This window comes from Streptomyces sp. RP5T (genome assembly GCF_003933965.1).
Lineage (GTDB): Bacteria > Actinomycetota > Actinomycetes > Streptomycetales > Streptomycetaceae > Streptomyces.
Genome location: NZ_RSAJ01001196.1, coordinates 1 through 834, shown reverse-complemented (window position 1 = coordinate 834; position 834 = coordinate 1). Strand labels below are relative to the sequence as shown.

The following is an 834-nucleotide window of genomic DNA, read 5'->3' as shown; positions in this document are numbered from 1 at the left end:
CACTGGCCCCGACCCCCATCCCCCGCGACACTGAAAAGCGTGCGTACTGTCAAAGCGACGGCCGCCGCCGTCACCGCAGCCCTGGCCGCCGGCGCCGCCGGAATCGTCGCCGGGAGGATGGCCGGCGACGCCGGACTGAAGCTGCCCCCGGGCCGTCCGCTGCCCGGTGAACCCCGGCTCACCGTCCACTCCACCGCCGCCGGCCGCATCGCCCTGACCCGCGACCTCGCCGCCCTGCGCCCCGGCACCTACGGCCTCACCGGAGACGGCTCCCACGCCGTCGTGGGGCCCGTCCTCACCGCGGAACCGCACTCCGCCGACACCGTCGTCCGCCGCCTGGAGCGCGTCACCCACGGCACCCTGGCCCCCGGCGACAAGGTGTGGCTCACCCCGAACGTCTACGTCGGCGACCCCGGGTCGGCCCTCGGCCTCGACCACAGCGACGTCGACATCCCGGGCGAACTCGGCCTCCTGCCCGCCTGGTTCGTCCCCGGCGTGCGGGACACCTGGGTCATCGCGGTCCACGGCCTCGGCGCGACCCGCGAACACACCCTCAACGTCATGGAGTTCCTGCACCGCCACCGCTTCCCGGTCCTCGCCACCACCCACCGCGGCGACGCAGGCGCCCCCCGCCCGGCGGACGGCCTGAACCACTTCGGCGAGACCGAGTGGCGCGACCTGGACGCCGCGATGCGCTACGCCGTCAGCAACGGCGCCCGCCAACTCGTGCTGCACGGCTGGTCCACCGGCGCCACCATGGCCCTGCGCGCCGCCGCCCACTCGGGTGTGCGCGACCGGGTCAGCGGGCTGATCCTGGACTCCCCGGTCCTGAGC

1 protein-coding gene is annotated in these 834 nt (G+C 75.3%); it reads left to right on the top strand.

From position 1 onward, the window contains the following. Nucleotides 1-39: 39 nt before the first annotated feature. The coding region (locus EHS43_RS45355; protein WP_125196136.1) for an alpha/beta hydrolase at nt 40-834 on the top strand (795 nt) is incomplete at its 3' end.